Origin of the sequence: Marinitoga piezophila KA3 (assembly GCF_000255135.1) — a bacterium.
GTDB classification, from domain to species: Bacteria; Thermotogota; Thermotogae; order Petrotogales; family Petrotogaceae; genus Marinitoga; species Marinitoga piezophila.
Genome location: NC_016751.1, coordinates 1,594,953 through 1,615,613, shown reverse-complemented (window position 1 = coordinate 1,615,613; position 20,661 = coordinate 1,594,953). Strand labels below are relative to the sequence as shown.

14 protein-coding genes are annotated in these 20,661 nt (G+C 30.9%); 4 read left to right on the top strand and 10 right to left on the bottom strand.

Annotation, left to right across the window (positions count from 1 at the left end):
• Positions 1–11: 11 nt before the first annotated feature.
• From oraE to lon, 7 genes are all read right to left on the bottom strand, one after another.
• The gene (gene oraE / locus MARPI_RS07555) at positions 12–2,210 is read right to left on the bottom strand and encodes a D-ornithine 4,5-aminomutase subunit OraE (protein WP_014297002.1); all 2,199 of its coding nucleotides are present in this window, start codon (positions 2,208–2,210) and stop codon (positions 12–14) included.
• Complete coding sequence (locus MARPI_RS07550; protein ID WP_014297001.1) at positions 2,207–2,578, bottom strand: ornithine aminomutase subunit alpha; 372 nt, start codon at positions 2,576–2,578, stop codon at positions 2,207–2,209. Before MARPI_RS07550 ends, oraE begins: the two co-directional genes overlap by 4 nt.
• Positions 2,578–3,990, bottom strand: a complete 1,413-nt coding sequence (ortB, locus tag MARPI_RS07545) for a 2-amino-4-oxopentanoate thiolase subunit OrtB (RefSeq protein ID WP_014297000.1) — start codon at positions 3,988–3,990, stop codon at positions 2,578–2,580. Before ortB ends, MARPI_RS07550 begins: the two co-directional genes overlap by 1 nt.
• Positions 3,987–4,292 (bottom strand): 2-amino-4-oxopentanoate thiolase subunit OrtA, encoded by a 306-nt coding sequence (ortA, locus tag MARPI_RS07540; protein ID WP_014296999.1) that lies wholly within the window; start codon positions 4,290–4,292, stop codon positions 3,987–3,989. Before ortA ends, ortB begins: the two co-directional genes overlap by 4 nt.
• Positions 4,293–4,312: 20 nt before the next feature.
• The gene (gene ord / locus MARPI_RS07535; RefSeq protein ID WP_014296998.1) at positions 4,313–5,326 is read right to left on the bottom strand and encodes a 2,4-diaminopentanoate dehydrogenase; all 1,014 of its coding nucleotides are present in this window, start codon (positions 5,324–5,326) and stop codon (positions 4,313–4,315) included.
• A gap of 241 nt (positions 5,327–5,567) precedes the next feature.
• A complete protein-coding gene (yihA, locus tag MARPI_RS07530; RefSeq protein ID WP_014296997.1) occupies positions 5,568–6,146 on the bottom strand; it encodes a ribosome biogenesis GTP-binding protein YihA/YsxC in 579 nt (192 codons plus the stop codon).
• A 2-nt stretch (positions 6,147–6,148) separates the two neighbouring features.
• The gene (lon, locus tag MARPI_RS07525) at positions 6,149–8,509 is read right to left on the bottom strand and encodes an endopeptidase La (RefSeq protein WP_014296996.1); all 2,361 of its coding nucleotides are present in this window, start codon (positions 8,507–8,509) and stop codon (positions 6,149–6,151) included.
• A 199-nt stretch (positions 8,510–8,708) separates the two neighbouring features.
• Here lon and MARPI_RS07520 point away from each other — a divergent pair, with 199 nt between their 5' ends.
• Positions 8,709–9,443 carry a WecB/TagA/CpsF family glycosyltransferase gene (locus MARPI_RS07520; RefSeq protein WP_041639012.1) on the top strand — a complete coding sequence of 245 codons (735 nt, stop codon included), beginning with the start codon at positions 8,709–8,711 and terminating at the stop codon, positions 9,441–9,443.
• Positions 9,444–9,478: 35 nt separating this feature from the next.
• On the opposite strand, the gene MARPI_RS10790 is transcribed toward MARPI_RS07520, so the two are convergent.
• The gene (locus MARPI_RS10790; RefSeq protein WP_014296994.1) at positions 9,479–11,566 is read right to left on the bottom strand and encodes a HAMP domain-containing methyl-accepting chemotaxis protein; all 2,088 of its coding nucleotides are present in this window, start codon (positions 11,564–11,566) and stop codon (positions 9,479–9,481) included.
• Between the two features lie 211 nt (positions 11,567–11,777).
• On the opposite strand from MARPI_RS10790, the gene MARPI_RS07510 reads away from it, so the two are divergent.
• Both MARPI_RS07510 and MARPI_RS07505 read left to right on the top strand, forming a co-directional pair.
• On the top strand, positions 11,778–13,913 hold the full coding sequence (locus tag MARPI_RS07510) for a hypothetical protein (RefSeq protein ID WP_014296993.1): 2,136 nt from the start codon (positions 11,778–11,780) through the stop codon (positions 13,911–13,913).
• A 40-nt stretch (positions 13,914–13,953) separates the two neighbouring features.
• The gene (locus MARPI_RS07505; RefSeq protein WP_014296992.1) at positions 13,954–15,156 is read left to right on the top strand and encodes a flagellin N-terminal helical domain-containing protein; all 1,203 of its coding nucleotides are present in this window, start codon (positions 13,954–13,956) and stop codon (positions 15,154–15,156) included.
• A 42-nt stretch (positions 15,157–15,198) separates the two neighbouring features.
• Here MARPI_RS07505 and MARPI_RS07500 read toward each other — a convergent pair whose 3' ends face one another.
• Positions 15,199–17,322: an efflux RND transporter permease subunit gene (locus tag MARPI_RS07500; RefSeq protein ID WP_014296991.1), complete on the bottom strand. Its 2,124-nt coding sequence runs from the start codon at positions 17,320–17,322 to the stop codon at positions 15,199–15,201.
• A gap of 13 nt (positions 17,323–17,335) precedes the next feature.
• On the bottom strand, positions 17,336–17,932 hold the full coding sequence (locus tag MARPI_RS07495) for a TetR/AcrR family transcriptional regulator (protein ID WP_014296990.1): 597 nt from the start codon (positions 17,930–17,932) through the stop codon (positions 17,336–17,338).
• 184 nt (positions 17,933–18,116) lie between these two features.
• Between MARPI_RS07495 and MARPI_RS07490 the strand changes: the two genes are divergently transcribed.
• Positions 18,117–20,639, top strand: coding sequence for an adenosylcobalamin-dependent ribonucleoside-diphosphate reductase (locus tag MARPI_RS07490; protein WP_014296989.1), 2,523 nt, complete (start codon positions 18,117–18,119; stop codon positions 20,637–20,639).
• The last annotated feature ends 22 nt before the right edge of the window (positions 20,640–20,661 follow it).

Genomic DNA, 20,661 nt, shown 5'->3' with positions numbered 1-20,661 from the left:
GGGGTTTTATATTATTCTTCCATTTTTTCTTTTAATTTCTTTGCAATGAATGTTGCAACATGAGCTCCTTTTGTTCCTCTTCCAAATCCTGCGTCCATTCCATTTTCTTTTGCTAAATCGTCATTTAGCTGTGTTCCTCCAACTATTAATAACAATTTATCCCTTACACCTTTTTCTATTGCTAATTGATGCAATTTTTTCATGTTTTCAACATGTACATCATTATGTGTAACAATCATTGAAGCAAGTACAGCCTGTGCGCCAAATTCAATTGCAGCATCTATTAATTTTTCTGGTGGAACACTTGTTCCAAGATATTCATATTTTATACCGTATTTTTCTATACCGCCATGTTTAATATCGAGAATTTCCCTGATACCAACATTGTGTTCATCATTACCAACTGTACCAGCTACAACCTTTACCTTGTTTTTAGCAAAGAATTCAAATAATTCATCATCTGACATTACTTCTGCTTTTTTAGGCAATACAAGTTCGTCCTTCTTAATAGCAAATGGTACTTTTGCCTTTAACTCAAGATATGTTCCTTCTGTTGGGTGAAGAACTGTTTTTGCAATAACCTGTGCGTCTTCAAGTCCCATTCTCTTACAGATTTCAAGAGCGGCTGCTTCTGCATATTCTGGTGATTCAGGAATTGTCATATCAAGCTGAATGTAACCGTCATAACTCCATTCTACTTCTGGTTTGATTAAGTTATTTTCTCTGTATTCCCTTATTTTTTCAAGTCTCTTATATACATTATCCTCTTCATCAAGTTCGTCTATGTATTGGATCTTATCAGGATTACATAATGTACATCCACCAATTAAGTCACATGGCTTTTCAAGACCTTCTGGAAGGTTGTTATAACCAAAGTGGTGACATACAGGTGCCATGTAGTCTTTGTCTCTTGGAACAACAGAACCTGCTCCAATTCCTCCATCTTTCTTTCTTACAATACCATCGCCCATTCTTTCTGGATATTCGCCATTGTCAACGAACATTCCATTTTCAACAGCTTCAAAGTATCCGCCCATTTCAATTATTTCTTCGAGCATTAATATAGCTCTCATCTTTAATTCTCTAACTTTGTCTCTTACATTATCCCAGTTAATCTGAACCATTTCTTTAATGCCGTCTAAAGCAATTAATGTGTGTTTTGCAGTTTCTACACCACGGATAGAGTTAATGTGCCATGGAACGTTTCTTCCTTCATCTGGTGTAATTGTTGATTGTATATCTGCCTTTGTTAATCTGGAAATTAATGTATCCAATACGTGTATTCTTGTTGCGTCAAAGAGATCGGATTCTATATATCTTGTATTCATTTGTGCCCTAAATTTATAATCTTTGAATAATTCCCTTATTGTTATTGCATATACGAAGTTTAATCTAAATTCTGGTGTTGGTGAAACTATTGGCGGAACTGTGGATAAAGCGATATTTTCTTTTTTCATTCCAGCCTTTACTGAGTATAATGAGTTAATTGCATGTTGTACCAACAATTCTGGCATAACCTTCCATGCAAATTTTGCTGATGCATTTGCATTGTGAGCTCCGTCAATTTGAAGCATATCAACCGATGCCATAATCTTTTTTGCAACAGCAGCATCAACAAATGATCTGATCATATTAATGCCTCTGTATAATACGTTGTATTGTGGATCCTGATGAGCTCCGTTTACACCTTCTTCAGCAAATAATACAGCAACTTCCGGACCTGCAACACCAGAAACATAACTGTGGAAGTTTATAGGTCTACCCACTTCTTCTTCTATTAAGTCAAGAGCCTTTCTTGAAGCTCTTAATTGCTTTCTTGTAATTGGTATACCACCAATACCCTCTGGTGTTCCTTCAATTAAACCGTCCATATGACTTTGACCTAATGTTCTAATAACCATAATATGGTCTGCACCATGCCATGCGGCCATTCTCATTCTTCTTATATCTTCTTCAAATCTACCTGAAGCAATTTCTGATGTAATTACTTCCTGTGGTTGTGGATCAATATTGTTGAAATAATGTGCTGCTGGTAATGCAACAAAGTTTTTTAGAGGTTCGCTTACTTCATAATATTCAAATTCTCCTATTTTGGTTCTTGGAGGTAATTTTTTTCTCCATGTCCAACCTTTTCTTTTTGGTCTGTATTTATCTAAATCCTTTAAGATTTCTTCTACATTTAATTTTTTGTTAGGCTCTAATTTCATCATTTATCGCCTCCATGAATAAAAATTCTATCCACATCGTCCCAGTATTTTCCTGCAATTAAGTCTCTTCCTGCCTGTATATAATCAATATTATGTTCTTTGGCTATTGTATATACAATATTTCCAGCACCTTTGCCAAGTATATTCTTTTCAAAGAATTTATCAACTAATGCTTTTGCTTCCATACTGTTAAAACCCATTCTCAATAATACAGATCTTTCAACAGATGGTGATGTATGTGTTGAAGCTAATTCAATTAGAGGATCTACTACTTTTTCAACAAGATCCCAGAAATATTTATCTAATTCCTCATCGGACATATTCATTAAATGTTTTGCTCTTTCTTCAAAATCTGATTTTCTTGGTTCCATTAGCTCAATACCTCCTTAATAAGGTTTTTCACTTCTTCTGTAGAAATCCTCAAATCTTCTGCAATAAATTCAATTTCCTTTTCTGTAAATTCTGTTTTTCCAAATCTCTTTTTTAATTCTTTTATATATGATTTTCTCATTTTTTCTATTGGATATTTTATTACCTTTAACTTTGATGGATGATCAGGCAATACTATGTTTTTACCTGGTTTATCCTCTTCAATTGGATCTCCAAATTTTATTTCAATACCATTTTCCTTTGCAAATGTAAGCTGTGCTGAAGGCAATTTACCTGCACCTGTATATTCTGTTTCGTTTACAACAATTATCTGGTCTTCTTCCATTTCCATTGCCAATGCAAATGCAGCAGCTAATGATGTGTTCCCGGCAGGTCCTCTCTGCATACCTTCTATATTTGCAAGCATTTCTGTAATATAGAAGACTTCACCCTGAGTTACAAGCACATATTCATCCATATATCTCAAAGGTCTTGCGGCATTTCTTGGAACATCTGATCTATCCGGAAATGTTGCAAATGGTATTCCAAATCCTGTATGACCTGTTGTAAATGATTTTTTGTTAAAGTCTGTATCTGATGCCATATGCAATCCATGAAGATCCACACTGGCACCTATAATTTTTGTATTAACAGCACCAGCTTTTTTCAATCCTCTGGCTGTTCCTGTTACATTACCACCACCAGCATGAGTAATAACAACAGCATCAGGATACTTTCCAAATTGATTCATTGATTGTTCTGCTATTTCATATCCCAATGTTTCAACACCAGCTATACCAAATGGTGTATAAAGTGAAGCATTAAAATACCCCGTTTCTTCAAGGAGAACGAGGAAATAGTAAAAGAGTTCGGGTCCAACACTTAATTGCACAACTTCTGCACCATATGCTTCACATGCTCTTGCTTTTTCAAGGATTTCTGGTTGTCCAATTCCTCTGCTGTCAAAACATTCTTGAACAATTATTGATTTTAATCCTCTTTTTGAAGCCTGAGATGCAACTGCTGCACCATAATTACCGCTTGTAGCAGCCATTACTCCTTTGTATCCCATAACTTTTGCTCTGTATGCACTAACAGATGCTCTTCTGTCTTTAAACGAGCCTGATGGATTTGTTGCTTCATCCTTTACAAATATTCTTGCACCTTTTCCTTTAGGAGCTATTTGTTTTATTAATTTATTTATATTCTTTAATTCTACAAGAGGTGTGTTTCCAACACCTGTTTCAAGCTGTATTTTTCTTATTTCTTCAATTGAATATCCAGCATCTTTCATCATTGCTTCATAATCAAAGGCTATTCCCTCTATTTCGTATTTTGTATAATCTACTCCTACTGATTGTTTCATTATTTCATTTTTTCTTGCCATTACTGCATCATAACTCATATCTCTCATTGCTGATCACCTTCGATCATATTTCTTAATTGCTTTCCCACTTCTAAAAGTTCTTTTACAGGTTTTCCAAAGTTGTGTTTATATTCAGGATATATTTCTTCCAATTTCCCTTCAACTTCTCTTCCAACTGGCGTTTCTATCTTTACAATATCTCCAATATTCGCTTCATCATTTAACAGAAAACCTTTTATTCTAATTTCCAGAGGAACACGTTTTGTGTCCTCTGGAAGATTAGCAGCTCTTTGCTGTGGATTTAATCCTACAAAATATATTTGAACCCAATCGCCTTTTCTGGCTATCATTGTATCAACTCCTTATGAGCTTATATTGTAAGATCACCTATTAATGATCTTGGAACTGGTAAATCTGCCATTGATAATAATCCTGATTCTGCTTCAATTACTGAAGGAATCATATTTGTAGCAACAGCAATTGTTCCTTTTCCACCAGGTATTTCTGGTTTTATTGCTAAGTTAAGGTTAGGATCTCCTATAATTTCAATATAATCTCCTGTATCTACATTTTCCAATTCAGGTCTTACCTGTTGTGGATGTTTTAATTCAATAACGAGTTTATCTCCCATATATGCTCTTGCAACATGATTACATCCTGCAACCATTCCTGGTTCAACCTTTACATATTTTGTTTCCCTTAAAACATTTGAAATTATTGGTTCTCTTGTCTGTTCAATTTTGTCTATATTCCAACCTAAGGCGTCTGCAATCATATAAATTGATTGTTCAAAACCAATATGTCCTACGATTTTTCCTGATTTTAAACCTTCTTCGAATTCTTCAACTGTTGTTCCAACACCCTGAGTTTCCATAACTGTTGGACCAAATGGTGATAAATCATTAATTCTTGCAGCCTTTATTTGTTCAACATTTAATGCTGCACCTGACAATGCAAGAATTAATGTATCAAGAACAAAACCAGGATTTATACCTGTTCCTAAAACAGAAACTCCATATCTTCTTGCAAGACTATCCATTTCTTCTGCTTCTTCTGGATGTGTATAGAATGGATATGCCATTTCTTCTGCAATTGTAATTACATTAATATGTCTTTTTACAGCAGTTATGATATGTTCTTTCACAACTTTAACAAATGAGTTTGTAGCAATTACAACTAAATCTGGATTTGTTTCATCTAACATTTTTTCTGGTGTGTCATAAACAGGTATATTGATATTTCCAATTCCCAATAATTCTCCTACATCTTTTCCAACATATCTTGTGTCATGAACACCTACCAATTCCAATTCATACTTTGATAAAATATTTTTTGCAATTCCGCTACCCATAGCGCCAAATCCCCATAAAGCTACTCTATACATGTTTTAGGCCTCCCTTTAAAATTTTTATGAATAATTTCTCAACAAAACCTTTACATATTAATTTTATGAAATTTCTTTCATATAGTCAAATTCGCATACTCAAACATACTCACTCATACTCAAGCATACTCTATATTTTTACTAATGATAGAATTTATTCAATAAATTTGACGATTTTTAAGCAAATTTGGAAATATGTACTATAAAATAAAGAAATCTCTCGAAAATTCGAGAGATTTCTTTATTTTAAAAACTTTATTATTTCATTTTTTAGCTGTCCAATACCTTCTCCTGTTTTGGATGAAACAGGGAAGTATATATAATCCCCATATTTTGACAAATGGGATTTTATAAGGTTTAACTGTTTTACTCTTTCGTTTTTCTTTAATTTATCCAGTTTTGTTAAAACAATCATAAATGGAATTTCGAGTTCCTTTAACCATTGTATCATTTCTATATCTTTTTTTTGCGGTTCATGTCTATGATCAATTAGAAGGAATACCATTTGTAATGAATATCTGTTTTTAAAGTAATCCTCCATTAAATCTGCCCATTTTTTCTTTTCGGATTTTGAAACGTTAGCAAATCCATATCCCGGTAAATCTACAAGATAGCCTTTATTATCAACATTATAGAAATTTATGGATCTTGTTTTACCAGGATTGGAACTGATTTTTGCAATTTTAATTCCAAATAATTTATTTAATAAACTGGATTTTCCAACATTTGAACGTCCGGCAAAGGCTATTTCCGCATTTAATATTGGTGGATAATCACCTTTCGTATAGGCTGTTTTTACCAGCTCAATTTTTTTAAACATTCCTATCCCTCCATTAAGGCTATTTTTAACACCTCATTTATATTCTCCACTTTATAAACTTTGAGTTTTTCTAATATTTCTTCTGGAATTTTTTCCAGATCCTTTTCATTATGCTTTGGAATTATTATGTTTGTAATTCCACTTCTATATGCAGATAAAAGTTTTTCTTTTATTCCTCCAACTGGTAATACTTTTCCCATTAAGGTAATTTCACCTGTCATGGCAACATCATTTCTAATAGGTATATTTAGAATAGAGGATATTATAGAAGTTGTTAAAGTTACCCCGGCTGATGGACCGTCTTTTGGAACTGCTCCTTCTGGAACATGTATATGAAAATCACATTTCTCAAATTTTTCCAATAAACTTTCATCTTTTTTTTCTATGATTTTTTTAGACAACGTCAAAGCTATTTGTGCAGATTCTTTCATTACATCTCCAAGTTTTCCTGTTATTATTAACTTTCCCTTCCCTGATGTAATTAATGTTTCTACCTGTAAAATTTCTCCTCCATATGCTGTCCATGCCATACCTGTTGCTACACCAACTTCTGGTTTTTCAAGTTTATCTGATCTGAAATATGGAGGTGTTCCCAATAACTCTTTGACATTATTTATTTTTACATGAACACTTTTTTCACCTTCTGCTAATTTTAAGGCTACTTTTCTCATTAGTTTTGCCAATATTCTTTCAAGGGAACGAACCCCAGATTCTCTTGTGTATTCTGAAATTATTTTTTGTAAAGCACCTTTTGTTATTTTTATCTGAGTTTTTTCTATTCCATGTTCTTTAAGTAGCTTTGGAATAATATAATCTTTGGCGATATAATATTTTTCTGCATCTGTATATCCTGGAATCTGTATAATTTCCATTCTATCTCTTAAAGCACCTGGTATAGTATGTAATACATTTGCAGTTGTAATAAATATTATTTCAGAAAGATCAAAGGGTATTTCAAGATAATGATCTACAAAAGCATTATTTTGTTCCGGATCAAGTACTTCTAATAAAGCAGAAGCTGGATCTCCCTGATATGAGATTCCCATTTTGTCTATTTCATCAAGTACTATTACTGGATTTTTTACACCAAGTTTTTTTATTAATTGTATTATTCTTCCCGGCATAGCTCCAACATATGTTCTTCTGTGACCTCTAATTTCAGCTTCATCTCTCATTCCACCAAGCGAAATTCTTCCAAATTTTCTTCCCAAAGCTTCCGCTACAGATTTACCTAATGAGGTCTTTCCAACACCAGGAGCCCCAACAAAACATAATATTGGAGAACGTGGTTTTTTTGATAATTTTCTAACTGCTAAAAATTCCAAAATTCTCTCTTTTGGCTCTTTAAGGCCATAATGATTTTTGTTTAATAATTTTTCTGCTTCTTTTATGTTTAATCTATCTCTCGTTTTCTGTTCCCATGGCAATTCCAGCAACCAATCTATATATGTTCTTGAAACATTAGCTTCAGGCGAAAATGGTGACATTTTCTCTAACTTTGAGAGCTCGTATTCCGCTTTTTCTTTTACATATTCAGGTGCTTTTAATTTTTTTATCTTTTCTTTTAATAATGTAAATTCATTTTCCGCTTCACCGGTTAATTCTTCCTGTATTACTTTAAGTTTTTCTCTTAAATAAAATTCCTTCTGACCTTTTTCTATTTTCTCACGCACTTTACTTTCAATTGTTTCTTCTATTTCCAGTAATTCAACTTCCTGAGTTAAAATTTCAAGTATCATTTCAAGCCTTTTTTTAGGATGTAACTCTTCAAGAATTTCCTGTTTTTCAGTATGTTCTATTGGCAATACAGAAGCTACTAAGTCACTTATTACTTCTGGATCCTCTGTTTCTTCTATAATCATTATAGCTTCCTGTGGAAATTTCTTTGTATGACTGATATACTTTTCAAATAATGATTTTACTCTTCTAACAAGAGCTTCTAAAACCTTTGTTTTTTTATATGAAACATTTAGTGGTTTAATTTTACATTTTATTACTTCATCAAATTCTGTAAATTCCTTTATTTCTGCTCTTTTAAGTCCTTCAACAAGAACTTTATATTCTCCTTCAGGTCCCCTAATTATTTGAACAACTTTTCCTATAGTACCTATTCTATAAAAATCATCTATTGTTGGCTCTTCTAATTCTATATCTTTTTGAGAAACAAAGAACATTAAATTGTTATACTTTTCAAGCGATTCTTCCAGAGCAGCTATTGATTTTTTTCTTCCTATTATCATTGGTATTATTGAGTTTGGAAATACAACAAATTTAGCCCTGGTAGGGATCAGAGGCAGTTCTTCAGGAAATGTTTCGCTTAATGTCTTGTCTATAAATTTATCTATAGCACTTTTTTCTGCCATATGCTCAACCTCCATTATTATTGTAATTTTAACAATCCTATCAATATTTTAATCATTTATTATGGTAAAATAAAAACAGAAATGCATAAAATATTTTAACACATATTAATGTAATTTATAGGTATTATAGGTAAAGATAAAGAAAAAATAAATAGAAGCGTTTATTAAAAAACATAAAGGTGGGAATATAGTGACTCAAATGGTTCAGTTGTTTGGTCTTAGATTGTTATCGGGGAAAAAAGAAGATATGTGGAATTTTATAAAGCATAAAATGGAAACAGATGAAAAGGTCTGGATAGTGACCTTAAATGCTCTTATGTTTCTTGAATATTTCAAAAATAATGAATATAAGTATGAATTGCAAAATTCAACCATTTCTATTCCTGACGGCATAGGTGTTGTAAAATATCTTGAAAAATGGGGATATCATACAGAGCGCTGTCCAGGAATTGATACAATGCTTAAAATCTGCGAATGGCAAAAACATAACATATTTTTACTTGGTTCAGAGCCAGGGATAGCTGAAAAAGCAAAGGAAAACCTTGAAAAAAGATTTGAAAATATTTCTATTGTTGGAACACATCACGGATATTTTAAAGATAATGAAACAGAAGATATTATCGATATGATTAATAATAGTGGTGCCGAGGTTTTATTTGTTGGTATGGGTGTTCCAAAACAGGAAGAATTTATATATAAGAACTTACATAGATTAAATGTTAAATTAGCAATGGGTGTAGGCGGTAGTATAGATGTAATTTCCGGAAAGGTTTCAAGAGCTCCAAGATTTTTCCAATTATTCGGTCTTGAATGGTTATATAGAATGATAAGAGAACCAAAGAGATTTAAAAAGTTTCCAGATTTAATGTATTTTTATTTTAAAATTTATCGTTCAAAAGAGGTTCCTGTAAATTTAGAGGTTATAAATTTATAATAAAAGGGCATGCGATTTGCATGCCCTTTTATTATTTATATTTTAAATTTTTTAATAAGTTCCATCAATGATTGCGATAATTTATTACTTTCTTCTGCTGCTTCATTTACCTGTCTTGAACTTTCTGTTTGTTGTTCAATCGCGGAAACCATATGTTTTACCTGCTGAGAAATTTCATCTATAACTCCAGAAATTCTATCCATAGCAGCAGCCATTTCTTCTGTTGATGCGCTCTGTTCTTCTGCTCCCGAGGATAATTCATGAACTTTCATATTTATATCTTCAACCTTTTCATGAATTGCTTTAAATTGTTCAAAAACATTTTCGGATTCAATATCAATATCTTTAATTACCTTTGCTATATCGTTCATAGCTTCATTTGCATCCTGAGCTCCTTCTTTTACTGATATAAGTATCTTTGCAATTTCTTCAGTTGCAGATTTACTCTGTTCTGCCAATTTTCTAATTTCATCTGCAACTACCGCAAATCCTTTTCCAGCCTCACCAGCTCTTGCAGCTTCTATTGCGGCATTTAATGCCAATAGATTTGTCTGTTCTGTAATTTTTGTTATTGTTTCTACAATATTTCCAATATTTTGAGCTTTTTCAGACAAAGCCTGTACTTTTTCCTGTGTAACTTTCGATTCTTCAACTGCTTTTTCTACTATTTCTACAATTTTTTCTACAGATTTTTCACCATTTTTAGCTGCTTCTGATGTTTCAGTAGCTTTAAACGCTAACTCTTCTGCACTTTGCGAAATTAAATGAGCTGAATCTGCGATTTCTTCAACACCTGATGATACTTCTTCAACAGACGCTGATGCATCATCTGTGTTACTTTCAATTATTCTGGATTGAGACTGTAAATCTTCAGAAATAGCATTTTGTTCTTCGGAAACTGAAGCCAAAGCGTCAGCTGATAAAGCCAATTTATTGGATGATTCAGATATTAATTGCATGGATTTTCTTAAATCTTTTGCCATTACTGCAAGAGAATTTGCCATCTGTGCAATTTCATCTTTTCCACTTAAAGAGAAGTCTACTGTTAAATCACCTTTACCAAATGCCTTTATCTTTTTCATAAGGATATTTATTCTCTTTGAAATATTTGAGCTTATAATAAGTCCAAGTAATATTGAAACTATCACACCTGCAATTATCCCTGTAAGAACCATAAACAATGCTTTTTGTGATTTAGAAAGAGCATCTTCGCCTTTTTTCTCCGCTTCTGCTTTATTATATTCAACTATTTTCTTTAATACTGCTGTGGATTCTTCAAACAACGGTAAATCTACATTTAAACTTTGATATGCCATTTGATCTTTTAACTTTAAAGCCTCATCTGAAATATTATTAATTGTATCAAAAACATCAAATATTTTATCTAAATATGGCATTAAAGCATTATTATATATTTTCTGCATCATTTGTGTTTTACTACTATCCTGCTTTTTTAAAAATCTGTTTATTGTACTTGCAGTTTTTAATAATCCAGAATTGTATTTTTTCATATCTTTAAACATATCTGCAAGATAATCATTTTCTGTCTGGTAACTATCAAGCCATCTTCCAAATGGGTTTTTGTGGGGATTTAATTCTTCATTAAATGGTTCATTTTCAAGTATGGATTTCTCCAGCATCCAGGCAAAGCGATATAAATCTGCTTCATATGTTTTTATATCTAACTTTAATGATTTTGGATCCAATATTTTGGTTTCATCTAATTTTTTTGATAATGCCATGAAATTTGCATGTTCTGTTTTCCAATTTTGTAATTTCTTTTTATATTCTACCCAATATTTTTTTTCCTGATCTGTCAATTTTATCTGTTCATATTCACTAATTAATCTGTCTATTTCCTTCCATGTTTTAGAAATTTTTCCATATTCTGCTGTTCTTAATTTTTGATCAGTAAATCCCAATAAAGCCATTTCTGATCTTTCAATTTCGGTTTGCAATTGATAAATTGACATAATCTTTTGTACTTTTGGAAGATTTTCGCTTGCAATTTCAATTACAGAAGTTTTTATATCGTTTGTAGAGTATATTCCAAGAACACCAATTATAACAGAAATAATCACAATAAGGAAAAAATCAAGTAAAATACGTTGTTTTAAATTCATCATATCACCTCTTCATAAAATTTTCTTTGGTAATTAATTATACTCTTTTTAGTTTAAATTTTAAAGTGTGAAAATTAAGATTAATATTGAATTAATACTCATTTTTTACATACAGGATAATATATTAATTATTTTTGAAGATTCTTATTTTTAGGAAAAAAATTTTTTCCAAAGAATGATATATTGAAAGAATTTCCATGGAGGGATCCGTATGAAATTAAAAAACATATATCTTCTTGTTTTTATATTTATTCTACTTTTTTCAGGGTGTACTAAACCTGCAAAATCAAAATTCGAAGTTAATGTGGAAATATCATATAGTAGCGAAAGTGTTTCTGTTATTAACAAGAGTGTTTCAGAAGCAAATGAATCTATCACTCTTAAAATTTCTTCTCCACTGGCAGATATTGGAAGTGCGACATTAAAAATTGAAGATATGAATAATACATCAAACATAAAATCAGTAAATATGACTGCTGTCGATCAATATACATATACTGCTTCTTTTAAAATTAATGAAGCAGGAAAATATAAGATTACAGGAATATTTTTGTTGGGTGGAGATACGTATGAAAGCAATAATTCATTAATTTTGAACATTTATGACTACCAAAAAGAACTAAACCCAAATTTGAAATTTAAAAATATTAAAACCAACGAAATTATTGATAGCACTGAATTATATGATCCATATAGATACTATACAGCTCTGGTTTCATTTGACAACAATCTATTATATAATAGCGATTTTACATATAAAATATACTTCGATTCTAATTTAATTGAAAGTGGCAGTTTAAAAAACAAAACCTTTGAATCAACTCCTATGTTTTTTGAAAATAAAAAACACACTATTAGCGTTGAAGTTTATGATACACAAAATAACGGTTTTGGAAGAACAACCGTTGAGGTTAACCCTAAAAATATAGATACTACTTTTAATTTTTCCTTTGAATTACATAAAGATTCTTTTAACGGAGACTTAGTTTCAAAAAATAGCACATTAACCACCAATGAACCGTTATATGCATTAATAAACTTAAATGAAAAATATGATTTACCAGCTTCGTATACATATAAGATTTCAACAGAAGATACAACTATTGAATCAACAATGTTAGCAGAAAAAAGTTTTAAGTATGGTCCATTTTATCTTAAAGACGGAGATATTAATCTGAATATTTCAGTAATAAATGAAGTTACGGAATATTCTACAGAAATTATTTATCCTTTAAAGGTTAAGCAATTTGATGAGTTTGATGCAACTCTTGAAATATATAAAAAGGATTATATGAATAAAAATATTTTAATTACTGATGATACTACATTAACAACCAGGGATCCTATATTTTTTAAAATAAGAGTAAATAAAAATTATGATTTTTCAAATGATTTGAAATACCAGATTATATTAAAAAAAGACGGAAAAGATTACAAAGAACCTATAGAATTAACCTCCAATGCAACAGAATTAGAAACAAATACCATGTTTTTTGAAAAAGGAAGCTATGAATTGGATTTAACCATTATAAAAGAAGATACAAAATATACCAAAAAATATTATAAGTATTTTAGAATTTCTGAAGTTATAAATAATTTTGAACTTGAATATACTTTAGAACAGAAAAAAAGTGATGGCTCAATTATTTCGTATTTTATGCCAGAAGAAATAAACGTTGACCCTCTGTCAGATAAGTTAAACGAATTCAATATTAAATTTAATTTAAAAACAGCTTATACATACCCAGCTACATATGTATATACATTTTCAGTAAATGGAAAAGATGAATATGTGTCTGAACCTATACAAACAAGAACCAATACAGTTTTTACTTCTTATAAATTCCCATCTGGTCATAACTTAGTGGAAATTTCTGTTAAAGATGTTGATAATAATTTTGAAGTAAAAAAGTATTTCGAAGTTCTTGTAAAAGAGGATCAACCACCAGATTTATATAGAGTTACCCTGGACAATCAACTTGTTTATTCTTATGATCCTGAGAATAATATATCAACAATAAATAATATAATCATCTCAACGCCAACAACAAATCCAATAATAAATATAGAATTTATAGATGAATCATTTATTAAAACAAGAAGTTCTTTAACTATTTCTGTAAAGGTTTATGAAACAAATAAAAATTATCAGTTTTCATTATTAAAGGATAATCTTCCAGAAGGTAAAAAAGTAGGTTTTTATGGTGTTTTAGAAGGAATAACTCTTGATTCAACCCAAACCTGGGAAATAAAAATTGATTCTTCCCAGATTGTTGATGAATTTGATAATTCTAAAGCTGATAAATATGACAGTGAGCCATATTCTGTAATATTCAAAACAAAATAAATATTATAATCAATTATAAAAACATGGAGGTGTAGTTTTTATGAGAATCTACCATAACATGGAGGCTTTAAATGCCTGGAGAACGTTAAGTAATGTAAAAGGTGAGATGAGCAAATCACTCGAAAAGCTTTCTTCTGGTCTTAGAATTAACAGAGCAGCAGATGACGCAGCAGGACTTGCAATTTCAGAAAAAATGAGAAACCAGATTAAAGGGTTAAACACAGCTATCAGGAATGCACAGGATGCTATTTCAATGATCCAAACTGCTGAAGGTGCGCTTGATGAAGTTCATTCCATTTTAAAACGTATGAGGGAATTAGCAGTTCAATCCTCTACAGATACTAACACAGATGTTGATAGAGATCAATTACAAAATGAATTCACTGAATTAAGAAATGAAATTAACAGAATTGCTAAGACAACTCAATTTAATACAAAAAATCTTCTTGATGGTTCAATTAGAGGAACAAGAAGTGCAGAAGCTAAACTTGTTTCTCCTGGTTCAGCTCATTTTGAAATTAAAAGTGGAGGAAATTTAAATAGTATAGACGTTAATGCTAATGTTATTATAGAAGTTGGACAATTTGCTGGTGGAGCAACAAGTCAACTTGATGTTAAGGTTACTGTGGTTAAAGAAGATGGAACAATTGATACATCAACTTCAATAGTATCAGTAAATGCTAATAGTATTACTGTTGATATAGGCAGTGGATCAATTATAATTGGATGGGATCAAACACAGATTTCTAAAATCACAGATTATGGTGGAACTCTTGCTTCTGGAACAAAAATCGATGGTGGTGCAATAGCTGTATATGGCCTTGTAACAGCAGGAGCAAATGGAGTAAATCCTATTCAGTATCATATTGGTGCCAATGAAGGTCAGGTTATATCTTTAGGTTTTGAAAGTATGAAAGCTGATAATATTGGTATTGTAAGTAGTTTGAAGATTAACTCTCAAAGTGACGCAGAATTTGCTGTAAGTGCTATTGATGCAGCTATTTATAAGGTATCTGCATTCAGGGCAAAATTAGGTGCCGCTCAAAATAGGCTTGAACATACAATTAAGAACTTAGGAGTAGCTTCAGAAAACTTAACAGCAGCAGAATCACGTATCAGAGATGCCGATATGGCAAAAGAATATGCAGAATATACAAAACAACAAATCTTACTCCAGAGTGGTACTGCAATGTTGTCACAGGCAAATCAATTACCACAACAGGTTACACAGTTATTCAGATAATATCCTCAATAAAATTAGAACCCTTCATACGAAGGGTTCTAATTATTTTATATCAAATCTCCTGAAAAAATATGGTAATAATATTAATGTAAACATTGATGCACTAAGCATACCAAACCACATTATTACTGAAAGATGTGAATGGAATGTAAATGGAGAAAGGTTTAATATAGACAATCCTAAAGACAATCCTATTGCATTTGCCATAATTGGTTTTTGAACAACATTAAATGTTTCCTCAATTGGATTTTCGCTTCGAGATTTATAATATCCATATGTTCCTATCATATGAATTGCATAATCAATTCCAATACCTATTGTAATGTTTGACATTAAAGCACTTATAATATTAAGCGGAATTTTAAATAATGCCATTACACCAAATTCTATAATTAATGCACCAAATAATGGTAATATTCCAAAAAATGATATTTTTAAACTTCTTACTATGACAAATAGTGATAGAAATACAAATACCACACTAATTATAAGACTGCTTATCTGACTGTGTAATACTGTAGTATTCATTTCATTGAAAACAAAAGGCATTCCTGTTATATTTATTGATTTAAATATTTTCTTATCTTTAAGTTTTAATACATCATTTTCTATTTCTTTTAAAGTTTCTTCTGAATTATCCTTTGGAGTTATTATTGCAAGATAATCCCTGTTTTTAACAAGATCAAATAATGGATTATTTTTCAAACCTTTTTTCATAATTAAAATCTGTAAAGCATTTGGATACATTTTAAAATTGTATAATTCCCTTCCCATTACATCTAAAAATTCCTGTGGATATGTAAAATCATATATTTTATCTTTAAGCGTTTCTTTTAAACTTCCCATTTCATTTAAATATATTTTATCAAGCGGTTCTCGGATTGTTCCAAAATCTACCATAATAGGAATATTAAAATCAAAAACAGAACTAAGTTTTTCATAGTCTTTTCTTACCTTTGTATATCGTTTAAACATGGAAATCTGATCAAATTTTATTGTTATATTAGTAATTAAATATCCAAAAATTAAAATAAAGATTATGTATATATACACACCTTTTATATTCCAATATTTTTTTACAAAAGAAACATCAAATACATGTGTTCTTTTTCTTTTTAATTCAACATTACCAAAAATAATAAGTGGTAATATATATAATGTTGCAATTCCTGCAAAACCTATACCAAATGATGTCCATATTCCCATTTCTTTCATCATATTTGAATTAATAAATACCATTGAAATAAAGCCAATTATTGTAGTTACAGTTGTCATAATCATTGCAATCCCGGTACTTTTTAATGTTTCAATAACAGCAGTTCTTTTATTAAGACCGCGTTCTATATATTCTATATAATGCGTTAAAAAATGCATTCCATCAGCACTTCCCATAATAATGGTAAAGATCGGAACCAGAACGCTGGCTATAGTTAATTCCTTACCATACCATCCCATTAATCCCAATGTCCACAACGATCCCATACCAGCAGGTATCACAGAGAAAAATGCAGCTTTTTTAGAACCTAATTGTAAAGAGAAAATAATAAGCATTATTATAAACGCAAGAGGCGGAAGATAAATATAAAGATTAAATAAATAATCAAATAATTTTTTTGTAAAATATACCGTTCCAGCACCGTAGTGATTTATACCTTCAAGTTTTTTTTCTATTTCATTAACCACTTTAAAGTCCTCTGTTTTTAATGGTATAGTAAACAGTGTATAGTATTTCCCATTTTTCTCTCTTAAAAACTTATCTTTAAACATTTCAATAGAATCTATCTTTTTTATAAAGTTCTCTGTAATTTCATCAGCATTTTTTATATTGTATCCCGGTAAGTTTTCTGGAAATAAACTGGAAATAAAGTTTACACCATCTATCTCTTCAAGTTCCCTCTGTAATTGCCACAATTTTTTATACGTATTGATATCTTTTAAAGGATCTTTATTAAGTTCAAACATTACAATTAATTGATCTGATAAATCATATTTTTTTTCTATTTCATCGTATGTTGTTAAATACGCAGAATCAGTTGGGAGAAATGTTTTCATATCAACATTCAATCTTATTCTAAATAACCCTATAAGCGCTACAATATTAATTATAGCAAGAAGAATTGATAAACCTTTTCTATGATTTCTTATAAAATCTACATATCTTTCCATATTTATCTCCCCTTTACTTATTTTTATTGATAATGCTTAATGCTCCATGAAGATATAAATCTGCAATATAATCTGCGTAAGTGTCATAAAAATTTTCTGGATATTCTATTCCTGAGACCTGGGGAATAATATCCTTTAAAATAAAATGCGAAAAAATCATACCGCTCAATGCTGGACCTAAAATTTCAAAATGTTTTTCATCTCCAAATCCTTCAAAATGATTTTTAAACACGCTATAAATAATTTCCCTTACCTTAGATGCCCTGTATTCAATTAAATCACTTTCTTCATCAGGAATTTGCATGAGCATAATTCTGAACATCTTTTCATTGTTTTTTATTGATTTTACAAGAGCTTTAATAGCAATTCTTATCCTCTCTTCAAGCGGTTTCCCATCAAGATTTGTAACTTTAAATTCCTCAATAAGCTTTTCAAAAAGAACTTCCATTATTTCTTTCAAAATCCCCATTTTTGAACCAAAATGATAATTAATCATTGATGTGCTTACACCAGCTTTTTTTGCAATTTCTCTAACTCCTGTTGCGGCAAATCCTTTTTTATAAAACAACTCTACTGCTGCATCCATAATCCTTTCCTTTACACCTTTCAAAATCTCACCCCGCTTTCGAACGAACGTTCGTTTTTATTATAATACAAAAAAATCTTTAAGTCAACTGTTTTTTTTATTAATATTATATTATAATATTCCACTATTTCTTGTGTAAATAATTGGTAACTCCCACCATATATTGTGGTATAATCTTTTTTGGAATAAAATCGAAGGGGGTAATGGTGTGACTGAAATTTTTAATCTTGATGATTTTCTTGACCATTTTATAAATATTTCTCCATCTGAAAATGCTGAAAGGATATTACGAGATAGATATTTTCTTAAAGATGGAGAAGGTAATTATCTTGAACATAGCTGGGAAGATATTACAAGGAGGGTTTCAAGATATATAGCCAGCGCTGAAATTTTATATACGGAAGATATTGAAGAAATAAGAAATGTTGAAAAGAAATTTTATAAACTTCTTAAAAGTCGTGTTTTCCTTCCCAATAGTCCAACATTATTCAATTCTGGAAAAACTTTGCCATTAGAAATATTTAAAAAGCCCTTAGAAGAAATGACTATTGAAGATTATAAAAGAATATATAATTCAAGAAATAGACATAATATGTTATCTGCGTGTTTTGTTGTTCCATTAGAAGACTCTATGGAAGGAATATTTGAAGCTGTTAAAGATGCAGCTTTAATTCAAAAATATGGCGGTGGTGTGGGATATGATTTTTCTGTTTTAAGACCAAAAGATAGTTCTATTGCTGGCACAGGTGGAAAATCATCTGGTCCAATAAGTTTTATGAATGTCTTTAATACTACCGCTTCAACAATAGAGCAAGGTGGAGCAAGAAGAGGCGCTCAAATGGCTGTTATGAGATATGACCATCCTGATGTAATTGATTTTATTAATTCAAAAAAGAATAATGATGGTAAGTCTGTATTAAACTATTTCAATATCTCCGTTAATTTCGATAATCCAGAAGAATTCTTAAAAAAGTTAGAAAACGATGAAGAAATTGAACTTAGTCATCCGAATTCAAATATAAAAAAAACAATAAAAGCAAGAGAGTTATTTGATTTAATTGCAAATAATGCATGGAAATCAGGCGATCCCGGAATGCTATTTTTAGGAAGGCACAATAAGTATTATGCACTAAGCGATGTAACTCCTGTAAGTGCTACTAACCCATGCGGTGAGGAACCTCTTCCTCCATATGGAAGTTGTAATCTTGGTTCTATTGATCTGGCTAAGGTTGTGGATTTTGTTAATCTTGGAAACCCTGATCATGAAAATAACGAGCTTTTCAAGGATTTAATTTACTGGTGCAGCCGCTTTCTTGATGATGTTATAGATATTAACGTTTATCCACTTGAAGAAATAGATAAGGTTTCAAAGGAACAACGATTTATTGGTCTCGGTATTATGGGCCTTGCTGATGCTTTGTTTAAAAAGGAATTAGCTTATAATTCTGAAGAAGGAAGAAGGTTTATGGCTGAAAGTACTGCACAGTTTGCATATTATTCACATCTTGCAAGTACTGAATTAGCTAAAGAAAGAGGAAGTTTCCCTCTATTTGACAGATCAAAATACAAAAAAGGATTTATTCCTTTTGCCATGCTCAAAGATGATTTTTCAGAAAATATAAGAAAGTGGAATGAGCTTATTAGAAAACATTTCTTTAATGAAGCAAAAGAATTTAAAAGAAATGTGCAGGTTAATACTGTTGCACCAACAGGATCAATTTCAAATATTGCAGATACTTCAAGTGGTATAGAACCAAATTTTATGCTTGCATATATTAGATATATGACAGACAAAGAAGGTAATAGAGTCCCTTTACCATATATGAACAGAATTCTAAAAGAAAAATTAGATGGAGAACTCACCAGTGAGTTAGAAGCAGAGATTATAGAAAAAGGGAGTGTTCAAAATATTGAAGGTATTTCCGAGGAAATAAAACGCGTTTTTGTAACTGCCATGGACATTTCAGGTGAAGATCACTTAATGGCTCAACATATGATTCAAAGCTATCTTGATGCATCATGTTCCAAAACCATTAACCTTCCTAAAGAAGCAACTGTTGATGATATTAAAAATATATATAAAATGGCTATGGAATTAAGTTTAAAAGGAATTACAATATATAGAGATGGCTCATTAGAAACACAGGTTTTAACCAAAGCAAAAAAGAAAGACGATAAAAAGGTTACTTTCTTTGTTCTTGATGAAAAGCATAAATTAAGAGCAAGGCCAAGAAAGGATACTTTAAAAAGCGTAACAAGAAAATATAAAACAGGATCAGGAACGGTATATATTACAGTTTCATTTGATGATAACGGTGAAGCAATAGAAATATTCCTTTCTGATGGTACAGAAACCGCAGAAATTATAGGAAGACTTTCATCCATCGCTTTGAGATCAGGTGTCTCAGCAGATGAAATTTTAGAGCAGCTGTCAAAAGTAAAAGGTACATATTGTAAAGGTATTTCTGGTGAAATTAAGAAAGCACTTGAGGATTTCGAAGATTTATGGAAAGACAACGAAGGAGATATTGAGGTATTTCATGTTGGAAAACCTTTAAGTAGAGAAGAAGTTGAAAAGTTTGTTCACGCTAATAAACTCGAATATACAAAAGGCTATTATATAGATAACGAAGGTAATACATATTGTCCTACCTGTCTAAGCAAAAATTCCCTGTTAATGACAGAAGGATGTATTTCATGTAAAACCTGCGGATGGTCTAAATGCTCTTAAAATAAATAAAAAGCGGATCTTC

Coding starts and splice junctions, on each gene's coding strand:
- oraE (WP_014297002.1), bottom strand. CDS start 2,210: ATGATGAAATTAGAGCCTAACAAAAAATTAAATGTAGAAGAAATCTTA.
- MARPI_RS07550 (WP_014297001.1), bottom strand. CDS start 2,578: ATGGAACCAAGAAAATCAGATTTTGAAGAAAGAGCAAAACATTTAATG.
- ortB (WP_014297000.1), bottom strand. CDS start 3,990: ATGAGAGATATGAGTTATGATGCAGTAATGGCAAGAAAAAATGAAATA.
- ortA (WP_014296999.1), bottom strand. CDS start 4,292: ATGATAGCCAGAAAAGGCGATTGGGTTCAAATATATTTTGTAGGATTA.
- ord (WP_014296998.1), bottom strand. CDS start 5,326: ATGTATAGAGTAGCTTTATGGGGATTTGGCGCTATGGGTAGCGGAATT.
- yihA (WP_014296997.1), bottom strand. CDS start 6,146: ATGTTTAAAAAAATTGAGCTGGTAAAAACAGCCTATACGAAAGGTGAT.
- lon (WP_014296996.1), bottom strand. CDS start 8,509: ATGGCAGAAAAAAGTGCTATAGATAAATTTATAGACAAGACATTAAGC.
- MARPI_RS07520 (WP_041639012.1), top strand. CDS start 8,709: ATGGTTCAGTTGTTTGGTCTTAGATTGTTATCGGGGAAAAAAGAAGAT.
- MARPI_RS10790 (WP_014296994.1), bottom strand. CDS start 11,566: ATGAATTTAAAACAACGTATTTTACTTGATTTTTTCCTTATTGTGATT.
- MARPI_RS07510 (WP_014296993.1), top strand. CDS start 11,778: ATGAAATTAAAAAACATATATCTTCTTGTTTTTATATTTATTCTACTT.
- MARPI_RS07505 (WP_014296992.1), top strand. CDS start 13,954: ATGAGAATCTACCATAACATGGAGGCTTTAAATGCCTGGAGAACGTTA.
- MARPI_RS07500 (WP_014296991.1), bottom strand. CDS start 17,322: ATGGAAAGATATGTAGATTTTATAAGAAATCATAGAAAAGGTTTATCA.